The organism is Neorhizobium sp. LMR1-1-1.1 (genome assembly GCF_040675795.1).
Classification (GTDB): domain Bacteria; phylum Pseudomonadota; class Alphaproteobacteria; order Rhizobiales; family Rhizobiaceae; genus Neorhizobium; species Neorhizobium cellulosilyticum.
Genome location: NZ_JBEGHE010000091.1, coordinates 1 through 26,683 on the forward strand (window position 1 = coordinate 1; position 26,683 = coordinate 26,683).

Here is a 26,683-nt window from a genome sequence, read left to right on the forward strand (position 1 = left end):
CCCTTGAGACAATCGCTACGATGAGCGATGATCCACTCATCAGCCTGCCAGCAGCAAGCTGACACTCATCCGGCCCTCTGGGATGAGCCGTGGCCGTCTAAGCTACACCACTCCCTGGGACACGATCAGTAGAAATGTCCGAGAGAGGCTGCTTTTCGGCACGCCGACCAGCCCCGATCGGAGAGGCTGATACCGGTTGCACGATTAATCGGGGCGGGTGGTAACCACACCCCTCGGCTTTAGCTTTGAGAGACTTTACTCAGTAGCGTGCTGCCGCGACAGGCCTTCTTTCGCTGAGCGATCACCGCCGGATCGCTCACAAAATCCTTCCGCCCGCCCGGCCCACGAGCACGTTTGACATAGCCATTCTTGTCGCTGTTGCTCTTCACCCTCGGCTTTTCCTGCTGATCCTGACGCTCCTTGATATAGGCCAGAACAACACCCAAGCGCTTGTTTCGGTGATTGCCGCATGCGTCAACGCGCTGGTCTTTGTCGAACACCGTGTAGGGCAGGGAATGGCCCTTCCAACGCACTTCCAGCCGACCGTCTACGCAATCCATCACGCTCAGCCAGCTTCTCCGTTGCCAACGTCGGCCCGAAGTCCGCATAGCGTTCACGAACCAGCGTCACCGAGTAATCGGGAACACCGTCGCTGATCCGGTTGTTCGACGGGCGCCCAATCGCCTTGTGCCGGATCGACGTCGCGCCGCCAGTCCGTATCTGGTCCAGAAGCCAGCGCACCTGGCGCTCGGTCAGGTCAAGCACATGGGCCGCTTACACCATGGTCATCCGGCCGGCGATCACCTTCGATAAAATCTCGATCCGCTGCAGATCGCGCTCGCTCATCGCAATCAATCCCATCTGCATTCTCCCAGGCATCGTTCAGACCCGGGGTGTGTGACATTCCAACTTTGCAGAAACAGGACATTCTAACTTTCTAGAGAACCTAACCCAAGTGCATCATAGCCGTTTTGCAGGGTAGGGCGTCATCGTCCACCGAGCAAGCGATCCGTAAACACCTCAGCCGGCGTTCGATAATTGAGACACTTTCTCGGTTGGTCATTGAGATCGCGGGCCAACTGATTGAGCGCGCGTTGTGGCATGTTGGCGAGGTCAGTGCTGCCTGGCATGAAGCGACGAATGCGCTTGTTTGCGTTCTCGACACCGCCTTTTTGCCAAGGCGCGCTTGGATCGCAGAACCAGCTGCGCGCACCAATTCCGTCTTCCAAAGCCCTGAAACCGGCAAACTCAGTACCACGATCAAACGTGAAGCTTTGACGCGCGAAGGCCGGCAAAGGCGAAAACGCTCTGATGTTTCTGTCCATGATTGGACTTGAATGCCGGCTCTGGTTCTTCAGCAGCACGACATAGCGGCTTGTGCGCTCGACAATCGAGGTGATGTTGGCATGACCGAGTTCACGTCCAAAGATCAGAAGGTCGCCTTCCCAATGGCCGAACTGCGAGCGATCTTTAATGTAATCAGGCCGTTGGGATATTCTGTGCGTGGCGGGAAAGACGCTGTTTCGGGGCTTTCTGGAGCCTCGCGATCGGCGTTTGCGACGGGCCTCTGGCAGGTAGCGATAAAGCCCGAGGCCATAGTCCTCCTTGCAATAAATGAAGCGATAGATCGTCTCGGCACAGATGCGCACGAGGCCGATGCGATCGCCCAGCAGCCGGCCGGCAATCTGCTCAGGTGACCAGTAGGCTTTCAATCGTTCCATGATCAGAGCGCGCAACTGCGGATGCCGTCTCAGCTTTCTCAGCCGCCTGCGGCGCTCCTTGGAGATGTCGTCTGCAACCGTGCTGTAATAGCCATCATAGTCCGGCAGTTCGCGATCACGAAACGTGTTGCGCTTGATCTCGCGATAGATGGTCGAACGATGGCGACCAAGTTGACGCGCCATCTCGTTGACCGGAACCTTCGCCGCCACCAGATGATGAAGACGCCGGCGATCGGCGAGGGTGATCTGCGTATAGCATCGAGACATGCCAAAATCCAAAGTGAAGCCATTGAAATTACTGGCATGTCGCACTTGGAAATAGAATGTACCCCGCTGCATACAAAGATCGCATAATCTGTCTTATGGAACTAAATACTATGCCGCGTGCCGACGACATCGAGTGTGAAAAGCAGCCGCCAATTTCCCAGAGCAACTCAAACTTCCGCAAAACCGAATGCTGATTTTTCCCAAATCGCGAAAATACGAGAAATTCGGGCATTCCGGTTGGTCTGGCGAATGCGCGTGTCGCTCCTTGCCGATCCGCATGGGACGCTCCTGAGCATTCACTTCGAACCCGCTCGAGGCATGTCAGCCTAGTCCGCTCGGACGGGACAAACACGACCGGGCTTGACGGGCTTCAACGTTGACGCGCTACGATGCTTCCCTGGGGTTGTTGCCTAGCGCCGAGATAGCGAAATTCTTTCTTGCATGCTTGTCGGTGAACCTTCTGGGACCAGACTAGGAGCCGAAGAAATGCACATGTCCCATCCCTACCGCTACCCGGCAGCTTTCCGAACTCAGCTCGCTCGGCTGGAGCGACTTTGCCCCGGTATCTCCATTCGTGGAGCGGTTGCCCCCCCCTCCACGAGATTCCTTGAAATCGAACACAAAGGCGCGACTATCGAGATCATTAGTGAGTGCAACCTCAGGCTTCGTCATATGGAAAGCCTCATCGCCGACTGGTACACAGATGGCGAGTCAGCAGCGCTGACGCCGCTCGATGATATGGGTGGCGGGTCACCTGCGACGCTCGAATTTTCCGAGGTCCCTGCCTCCGTCACCTATATCGAGTTCGAGCCGGCCAATGAGCTTGATCTTGGATTCCAACCGAGAAGCCGGGTCGAAGGCTTCTATGTCCGTGAAATCGTCTCGGACGGCAGATTCTGCGCCGAGATCACGTTTGTCTGCTACGAGCCCGCATGGGAGGCCATGGGAACGTGCGTGTACGCCGACGCTATCGAGGTTGGCGCGCGCATCAGCGTCGGCGTCATACCGCTCGGACAGGAAATCGAACTGGGGACCGCGGGGCAGCTTTTCGACGGCGATGCCTTGCTTTCCGAGGACCGCGCCGTTCTACGCGCGATTGCCGGAGCTGGCGCTTACCTCCTGCGCGGCCCGAGCGCGGGCTTGGCCCTTCGTGGACAAATGCGGAAAGTGTCGTGACGGAGTATTTTTGGTCCCCATAAGGATATACCCACATCAAGGCCGAGGCCGAAGACTTGGCCTCGCGAACGGATGTGCCTCGCGCCCAAGCGAGATACCCGAAGTCCCGCGTCTTTTCGTCGATCCGGTCTATGTGCCCGTGTGGATCAACGATATCCTGGGTCTTGATAATCCCTGTGGGCCGGGCAGCGGACTGCCGCGATGGAAACCGTCGCCTCTCCCATGCGGCAATGGGACCGCCCAGTCACGCTGCCCAACGCTCGCAAGTCCCGCCGACATGTCGGTTAGCCTGTGGCCGACGAGATGAACACTTGGCCTTCTCTCTGCGCTCTACCGTGATTGACAACATGAGGACTGTGGTTCGCCACTGACGAGAAGTTTGCTTTCGGCATTTGAGACAGGTTGAATCTACGCTCGGCGCTTCTTGTGACGCGGTACTCGTAAGCACGGCCGCGTTGAGCATGTTGGACCCCGGTACCCCTCGCCTCGATTATCCACGCTCTCGGTACCGTGAATGTAATCAAGCCCTTGGCCATGCAAGCTCTCCGTGTATAGTGTACGTCTACTTTGGGGTGAGGTTTTCGTGAAGTTGCGACCGATTATTGTTCTGGTTGTTGCTCTGGGTTTGCTAGGTTCGCTGGCTCCCGTTTCGACCGGGGCTGCGGAGCGGTCGGTTCGCGATATCCAGAAAGCACTGGCTGACCAGGGTTTCAAGCCGGGCGCGCCCGATGGTATGTGGGGCAAGAGATCGATCGCGGCTCTACGGGCGTACCAGACCGCAAACGGTCTGACTCCCACTGGGACGGCGGACCAGGCGACGATCGAACGCCTTTTCCCGACGGCGCAGGCGGTAGAAGATCAGAAGCCCACTCTTGCTGGCTCGGCGTCGGAAAACGTAACGCCATTACCAAAGGTGCCGGAAGTCGAGGCCAAGCCGCTCGGCCCTATTGGCGGCTCTACTTCCAGCGCGATCGAACCAGCCGCCGAGGCCAAGGCGGTCCACACCGCTACACCATCGCAACCGTCTCAAAGTCCGCAGCAGGCCGATAGCGTCTCGACTAAGATCGAAACCTCACGCGATGCCGTCTCTCCCCGGTTACCCGCGGCTCCGTCCGATGGAGAGAACTCGTCTTGGAACCTCGCGCTTGTGGGGCTAGCCGTCGGCGGTGTCTTGCTGTTCTGGAGGAGACGGAAACAAAAGCGGCAAGCCGCCAGCAACAACGGCATGCCTTCAGCTCTTGAGGCCGACGCCACGGCGGAGCTGATATGGGACAAGGACGCTTTCAGGGTTCTAACGGAGCAGTCAGCTACCGCGCAATCCGCCTCGCCGTCTCAAGACCGCGCTACGTCGATGGAAGCGCACAACAAAAACGTCACCGATTGGATCAACGCCAACGCCTCAAAACCGAAATCCTCGTCTGATGGCGGGAATGACGACCTGGCTGATATTACCGAACGGGGGCACAAGGCTGGCGTAGCCCACCCGCCAATACCATCCCAGACAGGCACCTTGCTGAATTTCCATCGCCCAAAGGCAGCCGAGCCAAAGCCCGCCTCCCCTCCCCCGAAGACGGACTCCTCTGCCGCCCGAATGGCCGGGGCCGAGTGGATTACGCCGGGGAAGTCCGTCACCGTCGCTTCCGTCGCGATTTCGGGCGGCATGTTCTACCTCGGTGGCTTCCTCGGGAAGCAGGGAAGGCTGAACGAAAACGAGAACTGCCTGGTCAATCCGGCGCTCACGGTGGGACGAGGCCGCGATCCGGCGGGAGTATCCATGGGATACTGGCCGTCATATGGCGGGATGTCCCCGGACGCCCGAAGGTCGTATCTGGAATGGCTGGCGGGCAGCAGGTCTAATCCCGACGACTACATCGGTTACGTCTTCCTCTACTTCTACGGCCTGGAACGGCGACTGCTGCTCGACGTCGACGCCTCCGACACAGCCGCCGTGCTGGCGGAAGTCCGGCGGCTTCTCGACGTCTACGGCCACAACGGCTCTTTCAACCGTTACGCCACGGAATTGCTGACGGCAGTCGAGCTGAGGAGCGGTGAACCGTCGGCCCAGTTCCTGGCCAGGGTCGAGCCTAACGGCTACGAGGTCCCCGCCGCGGTGAAGATCGCCCTCGGCATCCGTGTCCGCGACGACCGGCCGATCGAGGCAGACCTGATGTACCGCTTCGCGTTGACTCATCCGGAGACCAGCGTCCGCACGCCTGCCAAGCGCGTCCCTACCCTGATGCGCGAACTCTACCTCCTGGAGTTCGCGAAGCTCTATCCGGCGGGTTACCGACCCAGAGCCGGACGGACAAAGAAGCTCAAAAAGCAGTACCAGGCCTGCAGCGGAAGCTTCAATCTCGAGATCAAGGTCCTCGGCGGAGACATTCCGGACATTACGGACCGTGAAGAGCCGATCCGGATAGCCCGGAGCGTATTCAACAACTGCATGGAGCAGCTCGACGACTATAGTCGCACTCTCGGCCGCCTTCCCGGTCTGCAACCGAATTTGCTCGCCATATCCAAGCTTCCCGAGGCTCTACGGACGACCGCCGCTGCGGGTTTGCCGGGCGATCCCTTAGCGGGTCTCCGGCGTCTAGCGGACCAATCCTCCGAAACACGTATTGACCGTCTGGCCGAGCAGATCGGAATCGAGATGGGGCCCAGCCCCGGCAAAGCCAAGCTGCGCGACCTGAGCCAGGCCTTGTCGGGCTTCGGGATCGGCGCGACCTTCGATCCGGTATTTGCCGTAAAGTCGTCGGCCGCGGATGAGGCGGTGATCCTGTTTCCCATCTCTCAGGCACTCCCCCCGGCGGCAACCGACGCCTATCGGACCCAGCAGCTCTCGACGATGCTGGGCATGGTCGTCGGACATGCCGACGGCGATTTCCACGAACTGGAGCGAAAGGCGCTCCTCGACCGGATTGCGGCCTCCCCCGAGCTCTCCGTGGACGAAAAGCGGAGGCTGGAAGCGGAGATCAGGCTGAACGAAAATGACCCGGCCCGGTTGGATGACTGGCTCAAGCGCCTCAAGGACGTCCCCGAAAGCGCCAGGGATGCCGTTGCCGCCGAACTGGTCTCGCTTGCTTCCGCCGATGGCGATCTGCATGCCGACGAGGTCAGGAAGCTGGAGGCGATCTTCAAGCGAATGGGGATCGACCAGAAGTCTCTCTACGACGGTCTTCATGCGGGAAGCAGCGCAACGCGGACAGCCGGGTCGACGTCGATGCCTTCCGCCCTCTCCTCGAAACCCGCAACTTCGCCTTCGCCGACACGCATCGACCTTTCAAGACTTCAGAACATCCGCTCGGAAACCCGGGTTACCTCAAACGTGCTTGCCGACATTTTCGTCGACGAAGAGGAAGATGCCGTCGCCACGGCTCCGGAGATCGAGACCGAAACCCCGCAGAGCGAGCTCTTCGAGGGCCTCGAGCAGCGATACGGGGCTTTCTTGTCGGAAATCCTTCAGCGCGCGAGCTGGTCGAAAGATGATTTCGAACATCTGGCCCGAGACGCTTCCCTGATGCCTGGCGCGGCAAAGGAGGCGATCAACGACTGGGCGCTCGACCGCTTCGACGAACTCATGATCGAAGGCGATGACGATCTGGACATCAACAGCCATCTCCTTCCCGCACCTCCGACAAGCCTAGCAGCTATCAAAGAAGGCATGCCCGCATGACCACCAAGTCACCTTCCATCAAGCCGCGTGACCGCGACACAATCATCAGCGCGCTTCGGGCGGGTGTCGTTCCGAGGCTCGGGCTCCAGCACATCCAGGTTGGGCGTCAGCGCGAGATAGAGGCGCTCATCCGCGACATACGCCGCGTGGGCGAAGGCGGATCGAGTATCCGCTTCGTGATCGGCGCATACGGAGCGGGCAAGACCTTCTTCCTATTTCTCGTCCGGCAGATCGCTCTCCAGAGCAAGCTGGCCGTGTGCCAGGCCGACCTATCTCCCGACCGCCGAATCCATGCGACGAACGGTCAGGCCCGTTCGCTCTATGCCGAACTGGCACGAAGCCTTTCCACCAGAACCGCGCCCGATGGCGGCGCGCTGCGCAACATTCTCGAAAGCTACATCCAGAAGGCCACCGAGAAAGCGGCCGCGGCGGGCGTGCCGATCGAGACGGCCGTCAAGGACGGGCTCGGCGATATCCGCGAGATGGTCGCTGGCTACGACTTCGCGACCGTGGTCGCCGCCTACGCCCGCGGCTACGAGGATGGCAACGGCACTCTCCAGGACGCGGCCCTCCGTTGGTTGCGCGGCGAATACACCACCAAGACCGAGGCACGGGAGGATCTTGGCGTCAGGACGATCCTCGACGACGCGTCCTTCTACGACGGGCTGAGGCTTCTGGCGAAATTCGTCCGGGTTGCCGGGTTCGGCGGGATGATCGTCTGCCTCGACGAATTGGTGAACCTCTACAAGCTGCAGAGCGCCCAGGCTCGGAAGCAGAACTACGAGCAGATTCTCCGTATCCTGAACGACGTGCTTCAGGGGACCACGGAGGGCATCGGCTTCATTCTTGGCGGAACGCCCGAGTTCCTGCTCGATACCCGCCGGGGCCTCTATTCCTACGAGGCGCTGCAGAGCAGGCTTGCCGAGAACAGCTTTGCGGTGAACGGTCTCGCCGACTATTCGGGGCCTGTCATCAACCTTCCCAGCCTCACCCCGGAAGAGCTTTTCCACCTCTTGGAACGACTTCGCGATGTATTCGCGGGCGGTGATCCGGAGAAGCATCTGGTCCCGGACGAGGCCCTCGTCGCGTTCATGGAGCATTGCTCAAATACGATAGGCGACGCCTACTTCCGCACGCCTCGAAACACAGTGAAGGCGTTCGTGGACCTGCTCGCGGTCCTCGAGCAGAACCCCGAGGTCAAGTGGAACGACCTTCTGACCCGTGTGGAAGTGAGCGAGGATCGCCAGGGCGCGGATGAGGCGGAAATCCCGGCGGATGCCGAGGACGGGGACGACGAGCTTGCAACCCTCCGCCTTTGAGCGCCTCGGCCAACCGATCCGGCGCTGGATCTGGGCACAGAAATGGCAGCGGCTGAGGGACGTCCAGGAAAAGGCGATCCCCGCCGTTCTGGCGGGCGGTGACGTCGTCGTATCCGCCCGCACGGCCGCGGGAAAGACGGAAGCGGCGATCCTGCCGCTGTTGACCCGCGTCCTTGACGGAGATGGGCGAGACGGCTTCCGCATCCTCTATGTCAGCCCGCTCAAGGCGCTCATCAACGACCAGTACCGTCGGCTCGAGCCGCTTTGCGAGGCCTGCGATATCCCGCTCCATAAATGGCACGGCGATGTATCTGCCGATGCCAAGTCGCGGGCGCGGAAGAACCCGAGCGGGGTCGTGCTCATCACGCCGGAATCGCTGGAGGCGCTCCTCGTCCGCCGGGGCAAGGAGATACGTTTTCTGTTCTCTTCGCTGGAAGCGGTCGTCATCGACGAACTCCACGCGTTCATCGGGACCGAGCGCGGCATGCAGCTACAGTCGATCCTCAACCGCATCGAGATCGAGTGCGGGCGCGAGCGGATCGATCGCGTAGGTCTCTCGGCGACGCTCGGTGACATGCGGCTGGCCGCCGACGCGCTCCGACCCGCCGGCGGCGCGAACGTGGCAGTCATCGAGGGAAACGACGAAGGTAACGGTCTCAAGCTTCAAATCCGCGGATACTACGAAAAAGAAGAGGCTCCCAAGGACGACGGCGACGCCCCGCCCGACAAAGAGGCGGACGAGCGGCATGGAATTCCGGAACGCCTCGCCGACGACCTGTTCCGCTTCCTTCGCGGACACCGCAACCTGCTGTTTGGCGGTTCCCGGGAGCGCGTCGAGCTATATGCGGATCGCCTGCGTCTGATGTGCGAGGAGAACCGGGTCCCGAACGAGTTCTTCCCCCATCACGGCAGCCTGTCCAAGGCCGAACGCGAGGACGTCGAGCTCAGGCTCCGCGACGATCCCCGCCCGACGACAGCGGTCGCGACAACGACTTTGGAACTCGGCATCGATATTGGCGACGTGGAATCCGTCGCCCAGATCGGTCCGGGTTTTTCGGTTTCGTCGCTCAGGCAGCGCCTCGGCCGATCCGGACGGCGGGCCGGCAGCCCGGCCGTCATGCGGATGTTCGTCATCGAGCGCAATCCGGGTCGCGGACAGCATCCGCTCGAGCGCCTGAACCTCGGGCTTGTCCAGTCCATCGCCATGATCGAGTGCCTCAAGGACGGCTGGTGCGAGCCGCCAGCGCCGACCGGGGTGCATCTTTCGACACTTCTGCACCAAATTCTCGCGCTCATCCTTCAGAAGGGCGGCGTTTCACCGCAGGCCGCGTGGAAGGTCCTATGCGATCGAGGTCCCTTCAAGTCGGTGGACCGGACGACATTCGCCGATCTCCTGCGCTGCATGGCGACCGAAGAGAACAAGCTGATCGAGCAATCGCCCGAGGGCCTGCTGATGATCGGGGAATTCGGGGAGAGGATTACCGAGGCGCACGACTTTTACCCGGTCTTCTCGACGGAGCGGGAATACCGGATCATGCATGACGCCAGAACGCTGGGCACCTACCCGCTGGATTCGGCGATCAGGTCCGGAGAGACGCTGATTTTCGCCGGACGGCGCTGGCAGGTCCTCGAGGTCGACGACGCCACTCGGGTGATAACGGTGAAGCCGACACGTGGAGGAAAGCCGCCGCGCTTCAGCGGAAACGGCGGTGGATTGCACGATCGCATCGCGCTGGAAATGAAACGCGTGCTCGAAGGGACCGAACAGTACGCCTACGTCGATCGCGTAGGTGCGGAGATGTTGGGCAACGCCCGGGCGTGTTTTGTCGAACTTGGGTTGGCCACGCGATCGATCCTGCCCTACGCCGATGGCGCTTTGGTTCTCCCCTGGATTGGCACCAGGAAGCTGACCACCCTCGCCCTTGCTTTCCTCTCACGTGACTTCCGGACTGCGCAGTACCAGCACTCCATCGAACTCCAGGACTGCGATCCGGAAGGGATCGAACAATGCCTCGAGCGATGGGCGGCGGGAGACGTGCCGACGATCGAGGCCCTGATGACCGGGGTAGCCCGGCCGAATGTCGCGCGCTTCGACAACCATCTCTCTTGGGATCTGATGACGATGGTCACCGTTCGGGAGCGGCTCGATTATGGCTCCCTTCAGGACGTCGCTGCCGGGCTGGCTGCGATCGGTAGAGGCTGACGCAGCCACTCTTGCCAGGAGTGCGCGGCTCCCCTCGGCAGTACGACTGCCGCCAGCGCCCCACCTGTCAGGCGGCTCGCGGCAGCGCCGTGTCGTACGTCAAATCGGCGTTGACTTCGGTATTCATCTCCCGGTCGAAATACCCCGCATCGTCGACCCAGCCCTCGATCTTTCTCGACAGGGCCTCCGCCGGGCGCGCAAGTCGATCGAAGAGCTCATTGCCCGTGTAATTCGAGATCACGTACGCGCCGAGGTTATACACCAGATAGAAAAACCCCTGATAGTTTCCTTCATTGTCGTAGATGTTCAAGGTGTCGTAACCGCTGGCGAAAAGCGCTTCCATGACAGCGCTCCGTTCTGCGGTCGGCGCGAGTGCGATCTCGTCCTCGCCACCGCCGTTGTCGATTTCAATAAGGTATCCCGCCTGCAGAATGGTGTCCGCGAGGAGCGTGACGATCTGGCGTTCGATAAGATGGACGTAAGGGATGGTTTCTTGGGTCATAGCGTCTCCTTGGCGGCCGTCTGGCGGCGTTCATGGAGACATGGTCGGGTGGAACCGCGACCTACGCAAGCCCTTTTGTAAACAAAAGAAGAACAGACGATCTTGGTCGGCCGCGTCATGGCGGAGCTCGAGGTCGTGGAAAAATCGCGGCAACCCTTAAAAGTTGAAGCAACTGCTCAACGCCGTTCTCATCGTCGCCCCGCTAAGGAAGCTGAGAAAATACGGGGATTTCAATGGATACGATTGCTGTCGGAGACATACATGGGCGCGCCGACCTCTTGGAAAGGCTTCTAAAGCACGTCTACGCTTTCCACCCGGACGCGCGGCTTGTGTTTCTCGGAGACATCATTGACAGGGGCCCGGACTCTAAAGACTGCCTCGACATGGTGGGAAGCGAGCTTGCCCGAAATCCCGCCTCGCGGCTGATCATGGGCAATCACGAAGACCTCATGCTCAGATTTATCGACGGAGGAAGCGCATCTTCGAAAGTGTGGTGCTGGAATGGCGGCCTGAGCACCGTCGCTTCTTATGGATACAAGGGCTACGATTTCCGCCTTGAGGATGAATTCATCTATCTTCGAGACGAGCTTGCGGAGATCCTGAGGATTGAGCAGGCCTCCCACGTAGCCATGATCCGCAATGCCGCCGCGTTCCTGGAACTTCCGGAATACATTCTGGTCCACGCTGGCATTGACCCGGCGCTATCCATGGATCAACAGGACCCCTACCGACTGCGTTGGGATAGCAAGACGCTTATCGCCTGCAGGGACCGCCTCCCCAAGACAGTCGTCCACGGGCATACGGTTACGGAGAGCCTGCTTCCCGAGGTCCACCGCAATCGTATCAACATCGACTGCGGTGCCTGCGAAAGCGGAATTCTCTGCGCGACGGTCCTCTCGGAGGAAGCCTCTCCGGCCTTCATCCTGTCGACGGGTGGTGATGACCGCTACGAGATCCAGGACACGACGCGGCTTTGCGGGATGCTTATGGCATCGTGAAGGATGAATTCCGCCCAGCGAATTGCCCTGCGGCGCAGTTCCGCTAATCTCGCTAGCCGAAGAGCCTCATGCGAGATTGGGTGACGATGGCTTCAGCTTGCGAACGCATCTTTCGGATACTGGCTGTAAGGCCCCCGCGATCAGATCTTGGCGTCATGGTCGCCGCTTTTGCCATCCTCCTGTTGTCAGGCTTTGCGGCACAGGCCGCGACCTTCACTATGTCGTCCAAGGACATCTGTATGGTGAGGCTCGAAGGCGAGATCGTCGAGGGTGACTTTGAACGGCTGCAGGCCATTGGCGCGACGGCGTTCAAGGGATCGGATGGCGAAAGTTCCGCCAAGGATACGATCTGCCTCAACAGTCCGGGCGGCAGCGTCGCCGAAGGCGTGCGGATGGCGGAGTTCCTCTATCAGAAGGGTATCGGAACCGTTATCTACCAGGGAGACGAGTGTTATTCCATCTGCGCGATCATGTTCATGATGGGAATCGCCCAGGGCGCGGAAGTGAATTTCGTGAACAGAAAGCTCCATCTCGGCGGAAAGCTGGGCTTCCATCGCCCCTACCTGGATATCCAGTCCGACGAGATGATCAGTGTCCGCGCGCTCGCGATCGCCCATGACGCCGCCGTGGAATCCGTGATGAAGATCATGATCCTGGCGAACAACCACGTCCCCTGGTCGAACTCGACCATGATGCGGCCGGATCTTGTCCAGCAGATGCTGAACCATATCGGCAACGACCTCTTCTATATCGACACCGTCGAGAAAGCTGGCCGTTTCGAGATCGAGATCTTCGGGATGTCCAGAGGGGACGGCCTCACTCAAGAGCAGGCATACTACGCCTGCGAGAACTCCTTTCACTGGCAGGTCGGGCTGATGGGCACACCCGCCGACTATAGAAAACTTCAGCAAGATCTCGGCCCGAACAACGGCGGCAACAATGTGGTGAAGCTGCTGAGCGAAACGCCCAAGGAAAAAATCTATTCGGTAACAAGCGGTGACGCCGGGTACTCCGAAGCCGGGTGCCTGATTGCGGACAAGGGAACGCATCTCTCGGGCTGTGGCTACAACGGCATGTACAACGTCATGCTTGGCCAGGGTCAGTGCAGCCTCAAGGAGTTTGAGGAACGCAGTCAGTTCATCCCTCGCCTTGCGACCTTCAAACCTGACACGCCTGTCTCTGCACTTGGGCAGACGATCGCAACCCAGCCGTCTCGTGTCGCAAACCCGAATGCAACATCCGCCGTCTGCACGGTCTTCTCTCCAACGGCGCTCCTTGACCGACAACCTTGTTCTGTGGCGGTCAATATCGGGGAGGTCGCGAACGGGAAGCGCCTGGATCGCTACGAATTCGTCTGGCCGACGGGAAACAAGACGATCATCAGCAAGGATGGCGACACGCTGTACATAAACGGTAAAATCGCCCGGCCCGTCGCCGACGCCGCCTACACATTCTGTGTGCTAAACAGCGACACCGGAAACCGCTTCTGCTTCAAATCCTGACCCTCGCCCGGGGATGCCAGATATTACAATAGTTGCCGCTCGCCGAAGATATTCTTGCCTCGTCCTAAACGAGACGAGGCAATCCGATGGACTACATCGATGACGTCATTGTCACCCCGGAATGTTCCGGTACCGCGGTGTTGATAGCGGATCCATTTGTCGAACGGTCGGCGTCGCTCGCCTTGAGGCTCTCGGGTCTCGGCTACGCGGTGGTCAGGTGTTCCACGCTTGCCGATGCGAGGTCGGCGTGTCTCGAAGCCAGACCCGTCTACGTGGTGACCGAACTCCCGTTTCCCGATGGGTCGGGTATGGACCTTGTCCGTTTGATCGCGGCTCATTTTCCATCGACAAGAACCGTCGTCCACACCTGGTTTGCCGACGTCCCGACGGCCGTCGCCGCAGCCAAGGCTGGCGCGTACGATGTCGTGCCCAAACCGACGGACGAGGAGTTCCTGGTCAATATCCTGTTGAACGGTGCCGATCGGGTTCCCGGCGATTGCAGAATACAGTCTCCCGGCCGGGTACGGCAGGAGCACATCGAGCAGATCATGAAATTCACCAGTTCGAACGTTTCGGCTGCTGCCCGCAAGCTTCACCTCGATCGGCGTTCCCTGCAGCGCATGCTCAAGCGTTACGAGGATCGGGCCCGATCTCAGTTGACTGTCGACCAATAAGGTTGTCGCGTGTCACCTTAGGCCAGCGGGAATCTCGCCGGCGGGATTGCCGGCTCAATTTTTTGGGTATGCTTGGTTATTCACCGCGCATACCGACATGTCATACAGGGAAACAAGTGGCAAATCCGACGAGTGGTACACGCCGAAGCGTGTATTCGACGCCCTCGAATGCTATTTCGATATGGACGGCGCCTCGCCTGAGGGGGGGAGCCACATTCGTTCCGGCCGCGCGTTACCTGACGTCGAGATCACTCGCGCGGACCTGGAGCGGCTTCGTGTGGATGAATCCGCCCTTCGGCGGTCGGAACGGTTTGGTACCCTGGCTGGACAAGTTCTTCCGTCACGGAAACGGCGTCGCCCTCGTACCCGACCGGACCAGCGCCCCTTGGTTTCAGGATAGCTGGCACCGTGCTGATCTGGTGCTTTTCACCCCCAAGCTCCGTTTCCTCAGGCCCGATGGTCGCGAGGGCAGGTCTCCGTCGAACGGGACCGCACTGTTCGCCATCGGCGATCTCGGGGCGGCGGCCCTTGAACGGGCCGCTCTGGCCAATCTCGGTGTTCTGGGACGCCCGCTGACCGTGGAAGTCCGGCCATCGATCAAACACGACGAGCGAACCGATCTCGCGGATCGCGGCAGCCGTCCGCTTGAGGAAATACGCCCTTCGATCACGATGGCAGACGCTTAGGGGCTTCGCGGAATACAAGCTCAATCAGAATTCCGCCGGGCGTCCTGACGAACAGACGGCGCTCGCCCAGTTCCGACAGGTCCATAGTCGAATACGGCGTGCCCTTGTTGTCGAGCTGGCCCCTGAAATCGTCGTAACCGTCGAGGCGAAATGCGATATGGTCGATCGTTTCGCCGTTCCGGCCGACGGGAAGGCCGTCACCCGGAATGAGGTGTACGATGGGCTCGTCACCGTCGTACAGCCAATACCCCGGAAATCCGAAGGACGGGCGATATCCGATCGTCAGTCCTAGAAGGACTTGAAGGAACTCCCTCGTGCCTTCGAGGTCAGCGGTCCGGAGGGTTACGTGATCCAGCCGCATCCGATCACCCGATCACGCCGCCGCCATCGACCCGGACATTCGACCCGGTCGCGAAGGGCGTCGTCATGAGGAACATGACCGCATTGGCGATATCGGTTGGTTGGCCGATAGTCTTGGCCGGGAGGCTCGCTGCAACTCGCTCGAACATCGACTTTCGGCTCTCGTCCTCCATCTTCGACCACAATGGGGTGTCGATCAGGCCCGGCGAAACCGAGTTGACCCTTATCGGCGACAACTCGAGAGCCAGACCACGACCAAGGGACTCGAGCGCCGCGTTGATCGCGCCCTGGAGGACCGACGACGCGGACGGGCGTTCGCTAAGGAAGCCTGAAATAAGGGTAAGCGACCCGCGTTCATTGAACTTGGCGACCCTTGCGATCCGGTAGGCTCCCCAGAACTTGCTCTCCATGGCCTTCTTCGCGTCCTCGAGCGGGAGCTTGCGGACGGGGCCGCTCGGTGTCTGCGCGGCCGAGATGACGATATGATCCCACGGTCCGTTCTCCCGGAAGAAGGCCTCGATGCCGATCTCGTCAGCGGTATCGATAACCGCGGTGGAGACGTCGCCGAGAGACTTGCGAGCGGCGGCGAGTTTATCGGCGGAACGCGAGGCGATGGTCACCTCCGCACCCGCCAGCACGGCTGACTGTGCGATTGCAAGTCCGATGCCAGAACTGCCGCCGACGACGAGGACCTTTTGGCTATTGAGGGATGTCATACGAATTCTCCTTGACTGACTGCGTGCCACAGCGATGGGCACGCCTGAAAGATAGTTGCTTGCGCGATTGGCAAGAATGGTCATTGCCGTCGACAGTCTCATGCGATATCCGCAATAATATGAGCGATGGTTTCCTAGACATGCTTGTTTTCGTCCGGGTCACGGAGGCTGGGAGCCTTTCCGGAGCAGCGCGTGAACTCGGTTTTTCGCTCACGGTCGTCAGCCGCAAGCTGTCCCGCCTCGAGGAGCGGCTGGGCGTCCGCCTTCTCAACAGGACGACCCGGTCTCTCACCCTGACGGAAGAAGGCTCGCGGTTCTATGACAGAAGCGTACGCATACTTGCCGAAATTGAGGACGCGGAAGCGGAAGCCGCCAGCGGTAGGGACTCTGCTATCGGGACGTTGAGGGTGACCGCGACTTTCGCCTTCGGGGTGCGATGGCTAGCGCCACTATTGGCCGAGTTTCAGGAGTCCCACCCGTCCCTGAATGTCCGCTTGGATACGGCGGACAGCGTCGTCAATATCGTGGAAGAGGGATACGATCTGGCGATCCGGTTCGGTGCGCTAGCCGACTCCAGTCTCATCGCCCGGCAGCTCGCCCCGAACAGGCGGGTTATATGCGCCGCCCCGGCATATCTCGATCGACGTGGCCGTCCAGCCTCAATCGAGGAACTAGTCAATCATGACGTCGTGTCTTTCGGTGATCCGGCGAACACGCAATGGACTTTCCACGACGGACGCACGGTCAATGTCCACAGCCGCCTCGGCACCAACAACGGGGAGCTGGCCCATCGCTGGGCGTTGCAGGGATGCGGTCTTATCCTGAAATCGATATGGGACATCGAGGACGATGTATCTTCGGGGAAGCTGGAGATCGTCCTGCCGGATCAAAAGCTGCCCGCTGCGCCCATACACGCCATATTCCCTCACAACAGACTGGCGGCCGCCAAGGTGAGGCTATGCGTCGATTTCCTGGCCGCGCGGCTCAAACGCGCCGCACCACCGGATGCATAAGGATGCGGCTGTCCGAATTCGGCGGTTCGGGCCTGAAATAAACGGCCCCGTCTGAGTGCGCGGAATGCGAAACGGATACTTTTTCACCGAGTTTAAGCCGTTCTTAATCTCAGCCGGCGACCGTCGGAAGCCGATACAATCAAAAATCGGCCGTCTCACGCATGTTTCTCCTCGATACGAACATTCTGAGCGATGCGCGGAAGCCAAAGCCTCCGCTAGAGCTGAAAAACTGGCTCCGCTCCCAGGCTGAGATCGCTATCCCCTTCCCTGCGATCCTCGAGATCGAACAAGGCATCGAGGAAATACGCAGGACCAAGCCGGAAAAGGCAGCCGAACTCCGCGCGTGGCTCGACGGCGTCCTGGCGGGGCGGCACTACTACCCGGCGATCACGGCGGAGGTGGCACGCCTCCTTGCGCAAATGTACTGCTGCAGGCCTTTGAAAAATCTCTGGTACACGTTCCCGGAATCGAAAAAGGAGAAAAAGCCGGGGCAGGACCTCTTCATAGCATCGGTCGCTATCGTGCATTCGTTACCGATAGCGACGTCGAACACCCCGGATTTTGTCCAGATCAATCGGTATTTTCCAATACCCGGCGTCTTTGCACCGCTGGCGCAGGAATGGACCGTCCCGATGCCAGTTTCGACCGTCAACCTGCAGAACGATGTCCCGCGAACTCGCGACACGGCACGAGCACCCGTTCGCGACACTCTCTGCATCCTATGGCTAGTCTTCGGAAGGACCGCCTCGCGAAAGAACGTCCGCGGCGCTTTCTCCGCTGTCCGCCCTGAACGTCACCTCGAATACCCCGCCGCGGTCCGCGATCCTCTGGACATGACCGCGTCGCGCATCTTCGAAAACTTCGACGATGCGCTTTTCCGCTTCAGCCCTGTGCCATTCCCGGATCGTGTTCGACAAGAGATTCTCCGATAATTCATGACCTCATACACGAAGACGGCCAATATTGGAACTCGCGGTCGGGGTCTTGCTATCGCACTGAGGTTGCGTACGGGCGTCACCGATCCATCATTCGTCAGTCGAATGACGCCGTCTCTTTAACGGCTGCCTGTCGTTGCCTTTTCCCACACGGACGCGCATGCCCTTAATGATCGCTCCGTCCATCTCGACGGCTTCGAGAAATGACTGAGGAGCCGCCTCGTCTGTCTTCCGTGGACCTTCTTCGCGTTCCTTTTCATCAGACATCTTTTCGCCTCTGTAAGCGAGATGAGACGGGGACTTAGAGCACAGCCCCGCGTTCGGATTATCCCTGCTTTCACGCCGGAACGGCTACGACAATGATCAACTCTGGAACCGGGTTCGGGTCGGCTCCGTGGGCCTTATAGACAGGAGTGGAAAAGACAGTAGCCGAAATCGCCAAGTGGCTGACAGGCAAAGCACCGCATGTAGCGGTGCTTCATCAGCGTATTCGATTGTCTCGCGCATACTTGGTCATGGCGCGAACATATAGAGAACGCAATAGGCCGTCAACTGCTCTTGCGCATGGCTCGAACCCAAGGTGGCTCAGTGTATCAGAGCTCGGGAGCGACGAGTGGCAAGGTGAATTCGAAACGGCATCCCGGCGACCCGCCCTGGATGAGACGCATCTGTCCCCCGTGGCTCTCCACGATCGTCCGGCAGATCGAAAGGCCCATGCCCATGCCGTTCTCCTTGGAGGTCTCGAACGGACGGAAAATGTTCTCGACACGGTCCTCAGCGATACCCGGCCCGTTGTCGGTGACCCCGACCGTAATGAAATCCTCGTCCTGGCCGATATCGATCGCAAGCGCTCTGTCGCGATCGGTAGTCTCCCTCATCGCTTCGATGGCATTCAATATGAGGTTGACGAAAACCTGCTGAAGCTGGACGCGGTCAACAGGGACCGAGGGCAGGCTGTCGGGTATGTCGAGCCTGAGCGCGACTTTGGTTTTCTGGAGTTCCCCCCGGGTCAGGATGGTGACGTCCGAGATAAGCTCTCTCATCGCGATCGGCTCGACGGTCGTCATCTCCTTTCGAAACATCTTCCGGATTCGGGTAACGATATCGCTCGCCCGACGACCATCGTCGATGACGTTTTTGAGGCTGACCATGGCTCTGCTGACGTCTGGGGTCGGTCTCGAAAGCCATCTGAGGGCAGCGCCTCCGCTTGCGACGATCCCGGTCAACGGCTGGTTTACCTCGTGCGCGATCGACGCGGCCAACTCTCCCATGCTCGTCGCCCGCGCGACGTGTTCGAGTTCGGCCTGCACCTCCCTGAGATGAAGGGCGCTTCGCTGTAGCTCCGCCTCTACCCGCTTGCGCTCGGTGATATCCATAGTCGTACCGATATACTCGATGATTTCGCCAGTTTCTCCCTCGACCGCGCGGCCCGTTGAAAGTAGGTGTTTTACCGAGCCGTTCGGAAGCGTCGCCTGATACTCGAACTGGAAACCCTCCTTACAGGCGAATGCTTCCCTCATCGAATTGGCGACGAGCGCCGCCTCGTCGGGAAGCATTCGTTCCAGCATATTACTGAAGGTGCCACCGACCTCTTCTATCCGGTAGCCAAAGATGTTTCCGTGCTCCTCAGACCACCGGAGCTTGTCGCTCGCGACGTTCCAGGCCCAGCTTCCGGTGTGGCTGATACGCTGCCCTTCAGCCAGGAGAGCCTCGCTCTTCATGAGCGCTTCTTCCGAGTTCTTGCGCTCCATGACGAAACTGGCGAGTTGGGTGAAATGGTCGATGGCCTGACGTTCCCGCTCGCCCATGATCCGGCGTCTATCGGAATAGACCGCGATCGTTCCAAAGACGCTTCCGCGCGCCGACATGATCGGCGTTGACCAGCAGGTCTTGATCTTGAACCTGTCGGCGATGTGACGGACGTCGGCCCAGAGCGGATCGGTCTCGACATCATCAACCATCACTGGTTGCTGACGATAGGCGGCAGTGCCGCAGGAACCCGCTTGAGGTCCGAGGGCAATTCCCCCGACCGCTTCGTTGAAGCCTTCGGGCAACCTGTGCCCTCCCGCTGGCCGCAGGGTCCCGCTGTCGTCGTCCATAAGCATGATGGAAACGAACGCGCCGTCGCTGAGGACGGTTAGGGTCTGGCAAAGCGAGTCGAGGATCGTTCCGAGCGGCTCGCCTGACGCGATCATTTCGAACGACCGCTTTTCCCCGGCGAGAAGGATTTCCGCGCGTTTGAGATCGTCGATATCGCTTTCCGAACCGTAGCAGCGGACGATGCGCCCAGTGGAATCGCAGAGCGGTTTCGCGCGGACCATAAACCAGCGGTATTCGCCGTCATGTCGGCGCAGACGTGCCTGTAGGCCGCTCATTTCACGTCGGGTGACGATCCGATACCAGGTTGCCGCGGATTCCGCCCGGTCGTCTGGGTGGAAAACGTATTTCCACCCGCCGTTGCAGGCTTCCTTGGGAGTGAGCCCCGTATATTCGTACCATTCCTTGTTGAACCACTCGTCCCCGCCGTTGGCGTCGGCGCTCCAGTTCATGGAAGGCATCGTGTCGTTCGCCATCCGGAACTCCTGCTCGCTCTCGGCGAGGAGTGCGTTCTCGTACTTGAGGTCTGCAAAGGAACGTGCGTTCTCCAGCGCGATCGCGACATGAGGCGCGACGGTCGCGAGAACCGCGATAGCATCCTTGTCGAATTCGATGCTGCCCGGGTGGCGGCGAACGAGTAGCACGCCTGCCAGGCGCGATTTCTTGACCAAGGGCAGGTAAAGCGCGGTGAGTGCTCCGTCCGATCCGCGATCCGGTCTGTCCCCGCTGGTTTCCGCACCGGCGCTCCATACAGGAGAGAGCGTCCTGGCGGCTTCCAGCACTTTCGAAATAGTCACGCCATCTTCGTCGGCGACGACGACGCGGGCCAAATCGGTGGCAATCCCGTCGATTGTCCTAGTGCCCCTCGCCCCGATCCACACTTCACCCTCCTGCACCTCAAAGAGCAGAGCTTCTTCGGCGTTGGTGATCCTGAGCGCCGCCGCCAGAACCGTCTCCGAAAGGTGACCTATGTCGATGGTCGCGGAAAGTGACTGGGTTATTTCTAGGACGCTGGAGACCAGGTCGGTGCCCGCCCTGAGTTCGACGACTTCAGGAGCCGCGATCAGCTGGTGGGCGAAATATTCCGGATAGCTCGCTTCGAGTTGGGCGACTTTCCCGCCAGCGCCCCACCTGAAGTAGCAATCGCGCGCCTTCGTGAAGTGCTCCTTGGCTGACTGCACGGCTCCGCGCCGACGGTAGAAACGCCCGGCCATCTCGAAAGAGATGGCTTCGTCCGCCAGAAGGCCGAACCTTGAGGCCAGTTCGATGGACTGTTCATACAGGCGCTCGGCCTTCTTGAACTCGCCGTCGATGCGGGCGACCTCGGCAAGCCCGAGCAATTGCTTGCCGAGGAATGTCTCCGGACACGTTGCCGCCCACCGCGCAAGCCAGTTCACGTTTCCAACGATCGTCGAGTAGCTCTCATCCGCGCTGCTTTCGCACGAGGCCGCGGCGGCAAGGGCATATATGAAATGGAAATCGACGAGCTGGATATGTCCGGTGGAGGCCCAGGTGAGGCCCGCGGCTTGCTCGATCGCATGCTTGGCCTTCTCGAACTCGCCGTAGATGAAGAATGCCTGGGCCTTCAGAATCCAGTAGTAGCAGATGTAGGTCGGGGTCTGCTCGGGCACAAAGCGGGATTCAAAGTCCAGGGCGTCGAAACTGTCGTCGTCGAAAATGTCTCCGATGCCGCGGCCGTACCGCATCACTTCGACAAATCTCTTCTGTCCGGTCAGCGGCAATAGATTTGCGACGAAGTCCGCCTGGACCACAAGGTCGGTGGATGTGTCTATCTCGGCCGAGATTTCTGCCAGATCGTCGCCACGCGCCAGTCGATGGGTGACGATCCTGACATAGGCATAGCATAGATACGGGATGTCGTTGCTTCGGTCGCGTGCGGCTATGCAGGACCTTGTCAGCCCGATCACCGCGCTGATCGGGCGCGTCCAGATCGCAACCAGTTCCAGGAAGGTGATCGCCTTTGCCTCGTACTCCCAGTATCCGTATCGGCTAACTACGGTCAGAGCGAGTTCGCAGAAATTGAGGCCGTCCTTGTATCGGCCAAAATGATGGCTGATGAAAAAGCCGAATAGGACGAACGTGAGGACCGCCTGCTCGGTGATACCGTACTGAAGCGTGAGGTTCACCATGTGGCAGAGCGTGACGCCAAGCAGCCTTTCGTCTGTGAGAAACGCCGAGTTGCTCATTGCACCGAGCACACTCATAACCGCCTTTTTCTCGACATCCTCCATCATCGGAAGGTCTATGAGCGCATCGACAGGACGTCCGTCCAATCTCCCCCAGACGGCGATCGCCTCGGCTTCGAGTTCAAGCTGATCGGGCCGTTCCGGGATGACGATATCGAATTCGCGTAGGCAGTTGAGAGCCACCGTTATGCTTTGAGGCACTTCCGACCGACGAAGGTGCAACTCGATCTGCAGGCAACACGCGGCGGCTCGTTCGATACGGTTGTCCGCGAGCTCCCAGAGGCGCTTGACGTGGGCCTCGGTCAGGGACAGGTTGGCCGAAGACATGCTCGATCTGGCTGCATCGAGAACGACGACGAAGCTCGTGCTATCCGTACTGTTCGCGCTGGACGTCGCAGGAACGTTGGCCTGTGCTGTGGTTTCCTGTTCGGACGGCATCCGGTTGCTCTGTGACCTTGGATCTCGAAGCTACAATTTAGCTTATTCTTTTGGCACCTCTCCCGATGTTTGAAAACCTTGCAAACGACTTCCTTCACGAAAAAGAACGACAATGTGGCGGGGCACGCACTACGCCCAGCCGATCAGACCATGCCCGCGAGGCGCATAAGGCCTTTCATGAGGACCGCGGCCAGCCCAACACACAGTACGCTCGCCCCCCAAATACCCACCAGCCAGAGCAGTCTGCCGAGCAGGCTTCGTTGTCCGGATGCCCGCTCCATTAGTGGTATCCCTCGCCTGCTCTGACCTTGCCCCTGAAGACGTAGTAGGACCACGTCGTGTAGGCCAGGATAAAGGGGATGATGAAGAGGGCCCCGACCAACGCGAAGCCGAGGCTCTGAGGTGGCGAAGCCGCCTCCCAGATCGAGATCGACTGCGGCACGATATTCGGCCACATGCTGATCGCAAGCCCGGTATAGCCGAGGAAGAGGAGCGTGAGGGTCAGTACAAATGGCAGCGACTGGCTGTTCCTGTTGAGCGATCTGGACAGCGCCACCGTCGATAGGACCACGAGGATCGGAACGGGCGCGATAAAGAAGACGTTGGGTATCGAGAACCAGCGTTCGGCGATCGCCTCATGGGAAAGCGGCGTCCAGAGGCTGGTGACGATGATCACCAGAAAGAGCACAAGGGCGATCGGATGCCCGAGGCGTCTCATGTCGGCCTGCAGCTTCCCATCGGTCTTCATCACAAGCCATGTGGCCCCGAGCAGCGCATAGGCAACCAGCAGTCCCGCACCCGTGAAAACGCTGAAGGGCGTGAGCCAGTCGAACATGCCGCCCGCGAAAGCGCCGTTCTCGACGGTGAATCCGTCGATAAAGGCCCCGAGTGAGATACCCTGGCAGAAGGTCGCGATATACGATCCCCACGCGAATGCCTTGTCCCAGAACGCCTTGTGGCCCTCGTCGGCCTTGAACCGGAATTCGAACGCGACTCCACGCCAGATCAGCCCGACGAGCATAAAGACCAGAGGAAGGTAGAGGGCGCTGAGGATCACCGAGTAGGCCACGGGAAACGCCGCAAGCATCGCCGCGCCGCCAAGGACCAGCCAGGTCTCGTTCCCGTCCCAGACAGGAGCCACGCTGTTGACCATGGTGTCACGTTCCTCGCGGTCACGCACAAAGGGAAAAAGGATTCCGATGCCGAGGTCGAAACCATCCATCACGACGTACATCATGAGGCCCACGCCGATGATGATCGCCCATAGGAGCGGAAGATCGATGCCCATTGAGGTGTTCCTTTCAGCCGGGGATGGGGTCGATATCGTCGGGGGCGGCGGAAAGCGGTCTGGCCGGACGCATTGCGCCTCCCCGGTCACCGGGCGCGTCGGTATGATGCTTGCCCTCGACTGGCCCTTTGCCGACCAGCTTGAGCATGTAGCTCACGCCCAGCCCGAACACGATGAAATAGACGATGACGAACACGACGAGGGTCACGGAGAGCGCCAGAGCCGAATGGTTGGAGACCGCGTCTTCCGTACGCATCACGCCGTAGACGACCCAGGGCTGCCTACCGATTTCGGTCGTGTACCAACCAGCGAGAAGGGCGACGAGCCCGGAAGGCCCCATGCAGGCCGCGAACCGTAGAAAGCCCCGGTGCGTGAAGAGCCGCCGCCTCCACCTCAGGATCAGGCCGACGATACCGAGCACAAGCATCAGCATGCCGAGGCCGACCATGACGCGAAACGACCAGAACAACACCAGTGAGTTCGGACGGTCACGCTCGTCGAATTCGGAAAGCCCCTTGAATTGCCCATCTAGGCTATGGGTGAGTATCAGGCTGCCGAGACGGGGGATTTCGATGGCGAAGCGAGTCTCTTCCCTTTCCATATCGGGTATTCCGAACAGGATTAATGGGACGCCCGCACCCGGCGCGTTGCGCCAGTGGCCTTCCATGGCCGCTATCTTTGCTGGCTGATGCTCGAGCGTGTTCAAACCATGTGCGTCCCCGACAACGATCTGGATCGGCGCGACCAGGAGGACCATCCACATCGCCATTGAGAACATCTTGCGGACACGGGGGGTGTCGTTTCCACGCAGGAGGTGCCAAGCCCCCGCCGCTCCCACGAACAGAGCCGTGCTGAGGAACGCCGCGATAGTCATGTGGGTGAAGCGGTAGGGGAACGAGGGGTTGAAGATCACCTCTAGCCAGTCCACGGGGACGACACGGCCGTCGATGATCTCGAAGCCCTGTGGCGTCTGCATCCAACTGTTCGAAGCGAGAATCCAGGTGGCGGATATCAGGGTTCCGAGGGCCACCATCGTCGTGGCAAAGAAATGAAGCCCGGGACCGACCTTGTTCCAGCCGAAAAGCGCCACGCCGAGAAATCCCGCTTCGAGGAAAAACGCGGTGAGCACTTCATATGCCAGAAGAGGTCCAGTGACAGGGCCGGCGAACGCGGAGAAGAAACTCCAGTTCGTACCGAACTCGTATGCCATCACCAGCCCGGATACGACGCCCATGGCAAAATTGACCGCGAAAATCGTCGACCAGTGCCTGTAGAGGTCACGGTAGACCTCGTCTCCCCTGAGCAGCCACATGCCCTCGAGCACAACCAGATAGCTCGCCAAACCGATGGTGATCGCCGGAAAGACGATGTGAAAGGATACCGTGAACCCGAACTGGATTCGCGCCAGTTCGAGTGCTGTCAGTCCGAGCATGTCTATCTCTCCGGAAGCGGCCCGTATCGGCGGGTTTGGTCTGGGGCGGCGGATGCGCTTTACCGAGCTATCGCGCCAGCAATGGGACATCCCCTGCTTGCGGTCTTGTATGAAACAGTATCGGTACGCGCCTTTCGACGTAGTCCGCACCAAGAAAGCTCCCGGCCGCAGGATCGTCAAAGACCATGACGCAGCGCCGGGATAGGGACCCGGGGAGCCGATCGGACATCACTCGGGAGCTGGCTTTCCCTCTCTATAGGGCGGACATGGGTATCTTGGCATCGTATCTCTATCGTGACGGCAAACGCCTCGCTGAGGTTCCGCTCCAAGCGGAACGGTATGAAACCAGGCCAGGCGAGTTCGCCTGGATCGGTTTGTCGGCCCCCACCCAGGACGAGATGGACGCCCTCAAGGAGATGTTCGCGCTGCATCCCCTCGCGGTCGAGGACGCGTTGACCGGACGACAGGTGCCTAAAATCGACGTCTATGGCGACCAGCTTTTCGTCGTGGTCAAAACCGCCCACCTCGAAGGCGACAAGATCGCGTATGGCGAGACGTGCATTTTCGTCGGGAAGGGCCACCTGATTTCGGTACGCCACGGCCCGGAACGATCCCACCAATCGCTACGGGAGCACCTTGAAAGGTCGCCGCAGCTTCTGTCGCTCGGCCCCGACTATGTATTGCACGGCATCATCGACTTTGTGGTCGATGGTTACCTTCCAATGGTGGAGACGATCGAGGACCGGGTGCTGGAACTCGAGAAGCACATCCTTTCGTCCTTTCTCGATCCCGAGCAGATCAGGCGCATATTCCGGATGCGCCGACAGGTGCTCAAGTTCCAGCGGGTTCTCGGCCCCATGGGCGAGGTTGTCGGCAAGCTCACCCACCTCGATCTACCATGCGTCAACGTTAACGCACGTCCGTTCTTCGGCGACGTGCACGACCACGTCAGGCGTGTAGAGGCATTGGTCGGCGGGTTGCGCGAGATCATGACGTCGGTGTTCGAGGCATCCAGCCTGCTCGAACAGCAGCGCCAGGGCGCAATAACCCGACAGCTGGCTTCGTGGGCGGCGATACTCGCAGTACCGACCGCGATCGCAGGAATTTACGGAATGAATTTCCGCAACATGCCGGAACTCAAAACCGAGTATGGCTACTATGTCGTGCTCGGTGTCGTCGCGGTTCTATGCACGCTCCTGTATGCGCGGTTCCGGAGAAGCGGCTGGCTTTGAGGCGCAGCGCGATTGCGGGGATCGACTTCCGGCTCTCTCAGTTGTCCTCGATCACGGACGAGTATCCTTCCATCCAGGTCTCGAACTCCAACGTCCCGTCCAGGTATGGGCAGGTGTTCTCGTCCGATCCGTCGAAAGCAGCCGCCCGGCCTTCGTCGAAACAATGTTGGAGTGGAAGCTCTGTCGCCATTGTCACATGCTCCGTGTCGGTGAACCTTCCCCTCAATACCGTGCAAGCGTCCTT

21 protein-coding genes and 1 pseudogene are annotated in these 26,683 nt (G+C 60.0%); 11 read left to right on the plus strand and 11 right to left on the minus strand.

What is annotated here, in order from left to right; translation table 11 throughout:
* Positions 1-239 precede the first annotated feature (239 nt).
* Positions 240-861 (minus strand): annotated as a pseudogene (locus MRBLMR1_RS29175) (helix-turn-helix domain-containing protein).
* 125 nt (positions 862-986) lie between these two features.
* The gene (locus MRBLMR1_RS29180; protein ID WP_500067085.1) at positions 987-1,988 is read right to left on the minus strand and encodes an IS30 family transposase; all 1,002 of its coding nucleotides are present in this window, start codon (positions 1,986-1,988) and stop codon (positions 987-989) included.
* Between the two features lie 672 nt (positions 1,989-2,660).
* On the opposite strand from MRBLMR1_RS29180, the gene MRBLMR1_RS29185 reads away from it, so the two are divergent.
* From MRBLMR1_RS29185 to MRBLMR1_RS29200, 4 genes are all read left to right on the plus strand, one after another.
* The gene (locus tag MRBLMR1_RS29185) at positions 2,661-3,164 is read left to right on the plus strand and encodes a hypothetical protein (RefSeq protein ID WP_500067086.1); all 504 of its coding nucleotides are present in this window, start codon (positions 2,661-2,663) and stop codon (positions 3,162-3,164) included.
* Between the two features lie 583 nt (positions 3,165-3,747).
* Positions 3,748-6,837: a TerB N-terminal domain-containing protein gene (locus MRBLMR1_RS29190; protein ID WP_500067087.1), complete on the plus strand. Its 3,090-nt coding sequence runs from the start codon at positions 3,748-3,750 to the stop codon at positions 6,835-6,837.
* A complete protein-coding gene (locus MRBLMR1_RS29195) occupies positions 6,834-8,156 on the plus strand; it encodes an ATP-binding protein (RefSeq protein WP_500067088.1) in 1,323 nt (440 codons plus the stop codon). Before MRBLMR1_RS29190 ends, MRBLMR1_RS29195 begins: the two co-directional genes overlap by 4 nt.
* Positions 8,137-10,359, plus strand: a complete 2,223-nt coding sequence (locus MRBLMR1_RS29200; protein WP_500067089.1) for a DEAD/DEAH box helicase — start codon at positions 8,137-8,139, stop codon at positions 10,357-10,359. Before MRBLMR1_RS29195 ends, MRBLMR1_RS29200 begins: the two co-directional genes overlap by 20 nt.
* A 67-nt stretch (positions 10,360-10,426) precedes the next feature.
* On the opposite strand, the gene MRBLMR1_RS29205 is transcribed toward MRBLMR1_RS29200, so the two are convergent.
* Complete coding sequence (locus MRBLMR1_RS29205; RefSeq protein WP_500067090.1) at positions 10,427-10,861, minus strand: hypothetical protein; 435 nt, start codon at positions 10,859-10,861, stop codon at positions 10,427-10,429.
* A gap of 233 nt (positions 10,862-11,094) precedes the next feature.
* Between MRBLMR1_RS29205 and MRBLMR1_RS29210 the strand changes: the two genes are divergently transcribed.
* The 4 genes from MRBLMR1_RS29210 to MRBLMR1_RS29225 all read left to right on the plus strand — a co-directional run bounded on the left by MRBLMR1_RS29210 (position 11,095) and on the right by MRBLMR1_RS29225 (position 14,721).
* A complete protein-coding gene (locus MRBLMR1_RS29210) occupies positions 11,095-11,859 on the plus strand; it encodes a metallophosphoesterase family protein (RefSeq protein ID WP_500067091.1) in 765 nt (254 codons plus the stop codon).
* A 155-nt stretch (positions 11,860-12,014) separates the two neighbouring features.
* Complete coding sequence (locus tag MRBLMR1_RS29215) at positions 12,015-13,361, plus strand: COG3904 family protein (RefSeq protein ID WP_500067092.1); 1,347 nt, start codon at positions 12,015-12,017, stop codon at positions 13,359-13,361.
* Between the two features lie 86 nt (positions 13,362-13,447).
* Positions 13,448-14,035 carry a response regulator transcription factor gene (locus MRBLMR1_RS29220; RefSeq protein ID WP_500067093.1) on the plus strand — a complete coding sequence of 196 codons (588 nt, stop codon included), beginning with the start codon at positions 13,448-13,450 and terminating at the stop codon, positions 14,033-14,035.
* 275 nt (positions 14,036-14,310) lie between these two features.
* Positions 14,311-14,721 (plus strand): hypothetical protein, encoded by a 411-nt coding sequence (locus MRBLMR1_RS29225; RefSeq protein ID WP_500067094.1) that lies wholly within the window; start codon positions 14,311-14,313, stop codon positions 14,719-14,721.
* Here MRBLMR1_RS29225 and MRBLMR1_RS29230 read toward each other — a convergent pair.
* Positions 14,702-15,082, minus strand: coding sequence for a VOC family protein (locus MRBLMR1_RS29230; RefSeq protein ID WP_500067095.1), 381 nt, complete (start codon positions 15,080-15,082; stop codon positions 14,702-14,704). The two genes, MRBLMR1_RS29225 and MRBLMR1_RS29230, sit on opposite strands and share 20 nt — an antisense overlap.
* Before the next feature lie 4 nt (positions 15,083-15,086).
* Positions 15,087-15,797, minus strand: a complete 711-nt coding sequence (locus tag MRBLMR1_RS29235; protein ID WP_500067096.1) for an SDR family oxidoreductase — start codon at positions 15,795-15,797, stop codon at positions 15,087-15,089.
* A gap of 140 nt (positions 15,798-15,937) precedes the next feature.
* Between MRBLMR1_RS29235 and MRBLMR1_RS29240 the strand changes: the two genes are divergently transcribed.
* Both MRBLMR1_RS29240 and MRBLMR1_RS29245 read left to right on the plus strand, forming a co-directional pair.
* Entirely contained in the window at positions 15,938-16,810 is an 873-nt protein-coding gene (locus tag MRBLMR1_RS29240) for a LysR family transcriptional regulator (protein WP_500067097.1), read from the plus strand.
* 161 nt (positions 16,811-16,971) lie between these two features.
* A complete protein-coding gene (locus MRBLMR1_RS29245; protein WP_500067098.1) occupies positions 16,972-17,742 on the plus strand; it encodes a PIN domain-containing protein in 771 nt (256 codons plus the stop codon).
* Between the two features lie 93 nt (positions 17,743-17,835).
* On the opposite strand, the gene MRBLMR1_RS29250 is transcribed toward MRBLMR1_RS29245, so the two are convergent.
* The 5 genes from MRBLMR1_RS29250 to MRBLMR1_RS29270 form a co-directional block, all read right to left on the minus strand.
* Positions 17,836-18,012 carry a hypothetical protein gene (locus MRBLMR1_RS29250; protein ID WP_500067099.1) on the minus strand — a complete coding sequence of 59 codons (177 nt, stop codon included), beginning with the start codon at positions 18,010-18,012 and terminating at the stop codon, positions 17,836-17,838.
* A 326-nt stretch (positions 18,013-18,338) separates the two neighbouring features.
* Entirely contained in the window at positions 18,339-22,487 is a 4,149-nt protein-coding gene (locus tag MRBLMR1_RS29255) for a GAF domain-containing sensor histidine kinase (RefSeq protein ID WP_500067100.1), read from the minus strand.
* 143 nt (positions 22,488-22,630) lie between these two features.
* On the minus strand, positions 22,631-22,768 hold the full coding sequence (locus tag MRBLMR1_RS29260) for a DUF2474 domain-containing protein (protein ID WP_500067101.1): 138 nt from the start codon (positions 22,766-22,768) through the stop codon (positions 22,631-22,633).
* Positions 22,768-23,775: a cytochrome d ubiquinol oxidase subunit II gene (cydB, locus tag MRBLMR1_RS29265; protein WP_500067102.1), complete on the minus strand. Its 1,008-nt coding sequence runs from the start codon at positions 23,773-23,775 to the stop codon at positions 22,768-22,770. The genes MRBLMR1_RS29260 and cydB overlap by 1 nt, the downstream gene beginning before the upstream one ends.
* Positions 23,776-23,788: 13 nt before the next feature.
* Entirely contained in the window at positions 23,789-25,207 is a 1,419-nt protein-coding gene (locus tag MRBLMR1_RS29270) for a cytochrome ubiquinol oxidase subunit I (RefSeq protein ID WP_500067103.1), read from the minus strand.
* 266 nt (positions 25,208-25,473) lie between these two features.
* On the opposite strand from MRBLMR1_RS29270, the gene MRBLMR1_RS29275 reads away from it, so the two are divergent.
* Entirely contained in the window at positions 25,474-26,439 is a 966-nt protein-coding gene (locus tag MRBLMR1_RS29275; protein ID WP_500067231.1) for a magnesium and cobalt transport protein CorA, read from the plus strand.
* Positions 26,440-26,476: 37 nt separating this feature from the next.
* Here MRBLMR1_RS29275 and MRBLMR1_RS29280 read toward each other — a convergent pair whose 3' ends face one another.
* Positions 26,477-26,629 carry a hypothetical protein gene (locus MRBLMR1_RS29280; RefSeq protein WP_500067104.1) on the minus strand — a complete coding sequence of 51 codons (153 nt, stop codon included), beginning with the start codon at positions 26,627-26,629 and terminating at the stop codon, positions 26,477-26,479.
* Between the last annotated feature and the right edge of the window lie 54 nt (positions 26,630-26,683).

Excerpts from the sequence above, each read along its gene's own strand:
- MRBLMR1_RS29185 (WP_500067086.1), top strand. The coding sequence starts at position 2,661 with ATGGAAAGCCTCATCGCCGACTGGTACACAGATGGCGAGTCAGCAGCG.
- MRBLMR1_RS29215 (WP_500067092.1), top strand. The coding sequence starts at position 12,015 with ATGGTCGCCGCTTTTGCCATCCTCCTGTTGTCAGGCTTTGCGGCACAG.
- MRBLMR1_RS29275 (WP_500067231.1), top strand. The coding sequence starts at position 25,474 with ATGGGTATCTTGGCATCGTATCTCTATCGTGACGGCAAACGCCTCGCT.
- MRBLMR1_RS29220 (WP_500067093.1), top strand. The coding sequence starts at position 13,448 with ATGGACTACATCGATGACGTCATTGTCACCCCGGAATGTTCCGGTACC.
- MRBLMR1_RS29230 (WP_500067095.1), bottom strand. The coding sequence starts at position 15,082 with ATGCGGCTGGATCACGTAACCCTCCGGACCGCTGACCTCGAAGGCACG.
- MRBLMR1_RS29235 (WP_500067096.1), bottom strand. The coding sequence starts at position 15,797 with ATGACATCCCTCAATAGCCAAAAGGTCCTCGTCGTCGGCGGCAGTTCT.
- MRBLMR1_RS29205 (WP_500067090.1), bottom strand. The coding sequence starts at position 10,861 with ATGACCCAAGAAACCATCCCTTACGTCCATCTTATCGAACGCCAGATC.
- MRBLMR1_RS29270 (WP_500067103.1), bottom strand. The coding sequence starts at position 25,207 with ATGCTCGGACTGACAGCACTCGAACTGGCGCGAATCCAGTTCGGGTTC.
- cydB (WP_500067102.1), bottom strand. The coding sequence starts at position 23,775 with ATGGGCATCGATCTTCCGCTCCTATGGGCGATCATCATCGGCGTGGGC.
- MRBLMR1_RS29260 (WP_500067101.1), bottom strand. The coding sequence starts at position 22,768 with ATGGAGCGGGCATCCGGACAACGAAGCCTGCTCGGCAGACTGCTCTGG.
- MRBLMR1_RS29210 (WP_500067091.1), top strand. The coding sequence starts at position 11,095 with ATGGATACGATTGCTGTCGGAGACATACATGGGCGCGCCGACCTCTTG.
- MRBLMR1_RS29195 (WP_500067088.1), top strand. The coding sequence starts at position 6,834 with ATGACCACCAAGTCACCTTCCATCAAGCCGCGTGACCGCGACACAATC.
- MRBLMR1_RS29255 (WP_500067100.1), bottom strand. The coding sequence starts at position 22,487 with ATGCCGTCCGAACAGGAAACCACAGCACAGGCCAACGTTCCTGCGACG.
- MRBLMR1_RS29280 (WP_500067104.1), bottom strand. The coding sequence starts at position 26,629 with ATGGCGACAGAGCTTCCACTCCAACATTGTTTCGACGAAGGCCGGGCG.
- MRBLMR1_RS29240 (WP_500067097.1), top strand. The coding sequence starts at position 15,938 with ATGCTTGTTTTCGTCCGGGTCACGGAGGCTGGGAGCCTTTCCGGAGCA.
- MRBLMR1_RS29250 (WP_500067099.1), bottom strand. The coding sequence starts at position 18,012 with ATGTCTGATGAAAAGGAACGCGAAGAAGGTCCACGGAAGACAGACGAG.
- MRBLMR1_RS29180 (WP_500067085.1), bottom strand. The coding sequence starts at position 1,988 with ATGTCTCGATGCTATACGCAGATCACCCTCGCCGATCGCCGGCGTCTT.
- MRBLMR1_RS29245 (WP_500067098.1), top strand. The coding sequence starts at position 16,972 with ATGTTTCTCCTCGATACGAACATTCTGAGCGATGCGCGGAAGCCAAAG.